7 protein-coding genes are annotated in these 6556 nt (G+C 68.5%); 1 reads left to right on the forward strand and 6 read right to left on the reverse strand.

What is annotated here, in order from left to right; genetic code table 11:
• Nucleotides 1-1096 (reverse strand): CaiB/BaiF CoA transferase family protein (locus VGF12_RS01980; protein ID WP_331174370.1); only part of this gene is annotated, 1096 nt, incomplete at its 3' end.
• A 17-nt stretch (nt 1097-1113) separates the two neighbouring features.
• On the reverse strand, nt 1114-1947 hold the full coding sequence (locus VGF12_RS01985) for an alpha/beta hydrolase (protein WP_331174371.1): 834 nt from the start codon (nt 1945-1947) through the stop codon (nt 1114-1116).
• 50 nt (nt 1948-1997) lie between these two features.
• Here VGF12_RS01985 and VGF12_RS01990 point away from each other — a divergent pair, with 50 nt between their 5' ends.
• Nucleotides 1998-2852 (forward strand): class I SAM-dependent methyltransferase, encoded by an 855-nt coding sequence (locus VGF12_RS01990; protein ID WP_331174372.1) that lies wholly within the window; start codon nt 1998-2000, stop codon nt 2850-2852.
• Between the two features lie 18 nt (nt 2853-2870).
• Here VGF12_RS01990 and VGF12_RS01995 read toward each other — a convergent pair whose 3' ends face one another.
• The 4 genes from VGF12_RS01995 to VGF12_RS02010 form a co-directional block, all read right to left on the reverse strand.
• On the reverse strand, nt 2871-3155 hold the full coding sequence (locus tag VGF12_RS01995) for an acyl carrier protein (RefSeq protein ID WP_331174373.1): 285 nt from the start codon (nt 3153-3155) through the stop codon (nt 2871-2873).
• A gap of 28 nt (nt 3156-3183) precedes the next feature.
• Nucleotides 3184-3984, reverse strand: a complete 801-nt coding sequence (locus VGF12_RS02000) for a CatB-related O-acetyltransferase (protein ID WP_331174374.1) — start codon at nt 3982-3984, stop codon at nt 3184-3186.
• The gene (locus VGF12_RS02005) at nt 3981-5582 is read right to left on the reverse strand and encodes an alkaline phosphatase family protein (RefSeq protein ID WP_331174375.1); all 1602 of its coding nucleotides are present in this window, start codon (nt 5580-5582) and stop codon (nt 3981-3983) included. The genes VGF12_RS02000 and VGF12_RS02005 overlap by 4 nt, the downstream gene beginning before the upstream one ends.
• A gap of 37 nt (nt 5583-5619) precedes the next feature.
• A partial coding sequence (locus VGF12_RS02010; RefSeq protein WP_331174376.1) for a 4'-phosphopantetheinyl transferase family protein occupies nt 5620-6556 on the reverse strand: 937 nt, incomplete at its 5' end.

The following is a 6556-nucleotide window of genomic DNA, read 5'->3' on the forward strand; positions in this document are numbered from 1 at the left end:
CATTCCGCGGCTCCCAGCCCGGGATGGCGGTGGCCGTGGCCGGCGCGGGGCGGTTGAGCCAGGCGGCATCGGCGCCGCGGAAGGGCGCGCCCGGCATGGTGGCCGGCTGGCCGTCGGCGCGGGGCTGCTCGATGAAGAAGCCGCGTGCGGCGTGCTGCGGTTCGGCCAATGCCTCGGGCATGGAGGCCAGGTACGACCAGGCCAGCCGGTGCTTCTGTCCCATGTGGAACAGGTCGCGCTTGGTCTGGCGCTGCAGGAAGGGCTTCATCAGCTCCTGCGTCTCGGCCCGGTTGGCCATGCGCCCACCCATGGTCTGCAGCTTCTCCGACAGCAGCTCCGGCGCCTCGAACAGAGGGGCGGCTCGCAGCCAGTGGCGGATGGGGCCGCCGATGATGGCGGCCTCGCCGTCGGCGCAGGGGTAGGTGCGCCAGGGCACCATGTTGTGCTCGTCGCCGTTGCGCCGCGCCACCTTGCCAACGTTGAGGAACTCGGCGATGGCGGCCTCGTAGTTCTCCATCGCCGCTTCGCGGATCGACAGGTCCACGGTGGCGCCGCAGCCGTCGCGCTCACGGCGCAGCAGGCCGATGATCGCGGCGCAGTAGGCGTTCATGCCGGCGGTGAGCTCGGCCATGCGCGGGCGGGCGTTGAGCGGCTCGCGGGCGCCGCTGCCGGTGCTCTGCATCAGGCCGGAGAGGCCGTAGAGCGTCAGGTCGCTGGCCTTCCAGGCGGCCTGGGGGCCGTCCTGCCCGAAGGGCGTGACCTGCACCAGCACCAGGGCCGGGTTCAGCGTGCGCAGGCGCGCGGCGTCGAAGCCGGCGCTGGCCAGCACGCCCAGGCCCCAGCCGTCGAGCAGTACGTCGGCGCCGCGGACCAGGGCGGCAAAGGCCTGCGGGTCCTGTGCCGGGTCCAGCGCCAGGCGCTGCTTGGCGGTGTGGTACCAGGCCTGCTCGTCGGCGCCGAGCGCGAAGCCGGGCAGGGTTGCCGGCGCGGGCAGGTGCAGGACCTCGGCCCCGAAGCCGGACATCAGCTTGCCGCAGAAGGCAGCGGCGACGTGGCCGCTGAGTTCGATCACCCGGATCTGGTCGAGGCTGGACATGTGCGTTCCTGTGGCGTTTACGAGCTGCGCAGCAGCGCCTCGACCTCGGCGCGGACCTGCGCCGGGTGGGTGACCGGGAAGAAATGGCCGGCCTGGGGCAGGCTGACCAGCCGTGAATTGGGCAGCAGCGCCTGGAGGCGGCTGGAGGTGGCACCCGAGCGCGAATGGCTGGGGTACATCAGCAGCGTCGGCTGGCGCAGCGCGGCGTAGGCCTCGGCCTCGGCGCCGGGCACGCGGAAGTCCTGGCGCAGGCTGGTGTCGTCGAGCAGGGCCAGCCATTGCTTGGCCGCGCGCAGCGCGCCGCGGCCCTCTCCGAAGGGGACGAACTCTCCGCCGGCATCCAGTTCCACGCCGGAGACCTTGTTGCGCGCTGCCACTTCCAGGAAGCGGAAGCCGACCTCCGGCTCGCTGGCCCAATCGCCGCCGTCCTGGCGGGCGGCGGCCTGTTCGAAGGCGGTGAGCTGGCCCACATCGTGCAGCCGCAGTTCCGACTGCAGGCGCTGGATGCGGGTGTCCATCAGGGCCAGGTGGCTGAAGCGCTGCGGCTGCAGCAGCACGGCTTCGAGCGCGGCGGCACCGCCGTAGCTGTGTCCGATGACGGCGGCCTCTTCAAGGGCCAGTTCGTCCATCAGGTGCAGCAGATCCTGCCCTTGGTCGGTTGCCGTATAGCCGCTGGTCGGTCGTTCGCTGTAGCCGTGCCCGCGCAGGTCATAGATTGTGACGCGGTACTGCGACGACAAGGCCGTCGCCAGGGGGTACCAGAACGCGCGATTGGCAGCCAGGCCGTGCACCAGCACGACATCAGGGCCGCTGCCGAATTGCTGATGCGCCAGTTTGGGTCGGGTGGTCACTAGGGATTCCGGTGAGCGGACGTTCTTCACGAAACCGACGTGAAGCCGGGATGAAGCTTGGGATTCAAGGCGGACAGGAAGTCATGCAGACGACGCATACACAGGACGTGGCGCGGCACTACACGCGACGTCACGAGCAGCGAGGCGAGCTGTTCGGCAAGCAGCCCTTTGCCAACTACGGCTACTGGACGCGCTCCGGCATGACCATGGAGCAGGCGGCCGAGGCGCTGACGCTGCTGGTGGCTTCCGCCGCGGGGCTTTCTGCGCAGGACCGCGTGCTCGACGTCGGTTGCGGCTACGGGGCCGGCGCGGTGGCCTGCCTGCGGCATTTCCAGCCCGCATCCATCGTCGGCATCGACGTCACCGAACTGCGCCTCGACTACGGCCGGGGCTACGTGCGGGAGCAGGGCTTTGCCGATCGTATCGACCTGCGCCTGGGCGATGCCACGCGGATGGAATTCGGGGATGCCAGCTTCGACAAGCTGGTGTCGGTGGAATGCGCCTTCCACTTCGACACCCGTGCGGACTTCCTGCGCGAGGCGGCGCGCGTGTTGCGCCCGGGCGGCACGCTGGCGCTGACCGACCTGATCCCGCGACGTGGGGTCGATCCGTCGGTCTACCTGCAGGGGGCGACGGCGGTGGGCACCGGGGTGTGCCTCGACAACCGTGACAACGCCTACGACGCCGACGTCTACGCCGGGCACCTGCGGGCGGCGGGCTTCACGGCCCTGCGCATCGAGTCGATCGTCGACTGGACGCGCATTCCCTTCATCGACGCCTTCGAGCGTGCCGGGCTGCAACTGCAGGGCGAACGCGCGGCCGAGGTGAGCCGGTCGGTGGCGCGCCTGCGCGGCCTGATCGACGCAGGCGAGGACTACGTGCTGGTGGTGGCGCGCAAGGCCTGACCGCGCCGCCGGCATGGCTTATCCCGGAATGTTCGCGGCCAGGAAGTCGGCGATCTGGCCGATGGACAGGTCGTCGACGTAGCGGCCGTCCTTCATCAGCAGCTTCTCGAACGGCAGCTTGCCGCCGACGATGTCTTCCTGGATCGCCACGATCAGCTGGATGATGTCGATGGACTCGAAGCTGAGGTCGCCCAGCAGCTTGCTGCTGCGGTCCATTTCACCGTCGAATTCGTTGTCCCAGTCCTGGGTGAAATCCTTCAGCAGCGAGATCAGCTTGGTGACGTAGATGTCGGACTTGCTCATGGCGTGGGGCGTGTTGTCGTAGTTGATTTCAGGGCCAGGTGTACAGCGGCTGCGGCAGGCGCTCCGGACGGAACTTCACCTGGTAGCGCACCTTGTGCAGGCGCCAGGTCTCCGGCTGCAGCTCCTGCAGGCGGCCCTCGGCGAGGCGCTGCTCCAGGCCGTCCAGCGAGGCCTCGATGCGGCTGTAGTCCAGCTCGTTCTTGTGTGGTGCCAGATTGTAGCGCCACCACTGCAGCTTCAGCAGGCGCTCGACGGTCTTCTCGTCGAAGCGCAGGCGGGTGACCTTGGCCGGCTGGCCGACCACGATGGAGTAGGGCGGCACGTCGCGTGTGACCAGCGCATGCGCCGCCACCACCGCCCCGTCGCCGATCTTCACGCCGCGCTTGATGAAGGCGCCGGCGCCGATCCACACGTCATGGCCGATCTCGGTGAACTCGCGGTTGACCTCGCGCTTGGACACCGTGGTCAGGTCCTTGAAGTCCTGGAACACGGCGAAGGGCGGGAAGTCCTCCGGCGAACAGAAGGCGAAGGTGTGCGTCGACAGGCCGTCTGTGGGGTGCTCGTAGGGCCCTACGATGGCGGCCTCCGCGATGGAGCAGTAACGGCCCACGCGGGTGTCGTACAGGCTGCTGGTGTACATGCCGTTGACGTAGGAGAACGCGCCGAAGCTGCAGTTCTTGATCCGCCGCGGCGCGAACATGTAGCTCGGCCGCTCGAAGTCGATCACGCCATAGAGGCCGGTGGCCCCCATGGCTTCCATGCCGAGATCGAGCAACTGCTCCGACGTCAGGGTTCCTTCGTCGGAGGGCTTGGCGGCTTCCGCACTCACTCCATGTAGCCCAGCATCTGCAGCTGTTCGATGATCTGCTGCTTCTCGCCCTGGTCCATCTCTTCCTTGAGTTCCTTCTTGGCCGGCGGCTTGGTGCGGGCGCCCTTCTTGATCGGGTGCGCGGCGAGCCATTCGGCCTCGAAGAAGGTCTCGGCCGGCTTGCCCTCGAAGTCCGTGGGGATCGCCAGACCGAGGCTGTGCAGCAGGGTGGGGGCCACGTCCACGATCTGGCGGCGTTCGACCATGCCGCTGGCGGCGATGCCGGGGCCGCAGGCCATGAAGATGCCGTCCGGGTGATGCGTGCCGATCGCGGCCGGGCGATGGGCCACCACCGGCTCGAAGTTGCGGATGGAGACGAAGCCGTGGTCGCTCAACACCAGGGTCAGGTCCGGCGCGCGCTTCATGTGCTGGCCGGCGAACCAGTCCTCGCGCTTGAGCACGTCGATCACCACCGGCTTGCCGGTCTTGGGATCGGTGATGGTGTAGAGGTCGGCGATCAGCTTCTCGCGGAAGGACTCGTAGTCCTCGGGCTTGATGCCGGCGTCGCCCGGCTTCTCGGCCACGCGGATGACGATGCCGTTGGACGACGGCGTCTGGCAGTAGGCCAAGGTCTTGGACCAGTCGAGGTTGGCGAAGTCGGAGGCGTCGCGGCGCACGGCCTGCTCGCTGCCGTCGTTCTTGCCCCAGGTGAGATAGCCCTTCTCGCCGAGGAAGGTGTTGATGCGCAGCACGAAGTTGCTGGCGGTGAAGCCGTGGTCGGAGGCGAAGAACACCTGCGTATCCGGGCCGGCCATGGTCACCAGCTTCTCGATGTAGCCGTCGAGGTTGTTGAAGTACTCGAGGCAGACCTCGCGCATCTCCTTGTCATGGCCCTGCGGGTCCTTGGGCAGCAGGTCCTTGTCCAGCCAGGGCCAGGCCTGGTGCTGGATCTTGTCGGTGCCGTCGAACATCACCGCCATCAGGTCCGGCTTGTCGCTGCCGAGGATGTACTCGGCGACCTTGAACCACTGCTCCTCGCGGGGCAGGTGGTAGCGCACCCACTTGGCGGTCTCGGTGGCCGAGAGCGATTCCATGGCCTGCTTTTCCTTGTCGAAGTCCCAGGCCAGTTCCTTGGGATCGAAGCCCGGCACGTCGGTCTTGATGCGCTCGAACAGCTCGCGCGGATGCGTGTTGCGGCGCAGGTGCTTGGCGGGGATGAAGCCCGGCACGATCGAGCCGTTGATGCCCTCCGGCGCCGGCGCGGTCAGCGGGAAGTTCAGCGCGGCGATCTTCTTGTCCTTGCGCGAGGCGATCGACCAGATCGTCTCGGCGTCGACGTCGCGCGCGTCATACAGTGTCCAGTAGACCTCGGCGCCGTGGTCCTCGGCGCGGATGAACTCGAACACACCGTGCTCGCCCGGGCCCTTGCCGGTCATGATGCTGGTCCAGGCCGGCGGGGTCAGCGGGTTGGGCGTGGAGCGCAGCTTGGCGCGCACGCCCTTCTTCATCAGCGAGGCCAGGAAGGGCATGGTCACACCCTCGCCCGGCAGGTCGCGGGTCATTTCATCCAGCACGGTGAAGGTGCAGCCGTCGAGGCCAATGAACAGGGTCGTCGTCATGATCGTGTCTTCGGAAAAGGAAGTTCTGTAGGAATGTTCAGGCTGCCGGCCATGTTGCTGCCCGTGGCGCTGCGGTGACGCACAGCGCCAGCATGGCCTGACCGGCTTCGGCATGCAGGGCGATATCGTAATCCTGACCGTTGTAGCGCACCCGCGCCATCTGCGGACCACCCAGGCGGTTGTCCAGGTGCGCGGCAACCACTTGCCAGTCCTGTGGACGGCCGTTCAGTCCCGTGCCGGCAGCCTTGGCGGCGGCTTCCTTGGCGCACCACAGGGCCAGCACGATACGGCTGCGCTCGGCCCCTTCGGCACCCTGGAACCAGACCTGTTCGGCGGCTGAGAAACCGCCGACGGCCACGTCCTCGGTGCGCAGGTTGTCGGCGCGCTGGTAGTCCAGGCCCAGGGCCACGCTCGGGTCGCTGGCCACGGCGTAGGCCCAGCGCTGGCTGTGCGCGATCGACAGCGCCGGCGCGGCCATCTGCGGCAGGGCCGGGCAGCGCACCAGCGGCCGGCCGTTGGCGTCGGAGTCGATCTCGACGTCGGCCGGCGACAGCTCGGTGCCGCCGCGCAGGCGGTACCAGTCGCGCGCGGCGTCCTTGGCGGCGAGGCGGCCCATCAGCCACTCCTCGCGGCGCGGGCCCTGCTGTGGCAGCGCGTTGAAGATCGCGCGCTCACGGCGGCTCAGCACCATGTGGGCCAGCATGCGCTTCCAGATCGTGCCGCCTTCATCCAGCGTGCCCTCCGGCAGCGGCTCGATGCGGCGCAGGCAGAGTTCCGCCGGCAGCTGGCCGGCCATGGCCTGCTCCGACAGACGCGCGTGCGCCGGGTCGAGGCGGAAACCGAAGAAGCGTTCGTCGCCGCTGAACACGCGGTCTTCCCAGCCTTCGGCGCGCAGGATCAGGCGGCCGTCGGCACCGAACACGTCCCAGCGCGCCTCCAGCAGCTGCGGGCCGGGCAGGGTGATGGCGCCGTGG

Origin of the sequence: Roseateles sp. (genome assembly GCF_036404855.1) — a bacterium.
Lineage (GTDB): Bacteria > Pseudomonadota > Gammaproteobacteria > Burkholderiales > Burkholderiaceae_C > Pelomonas.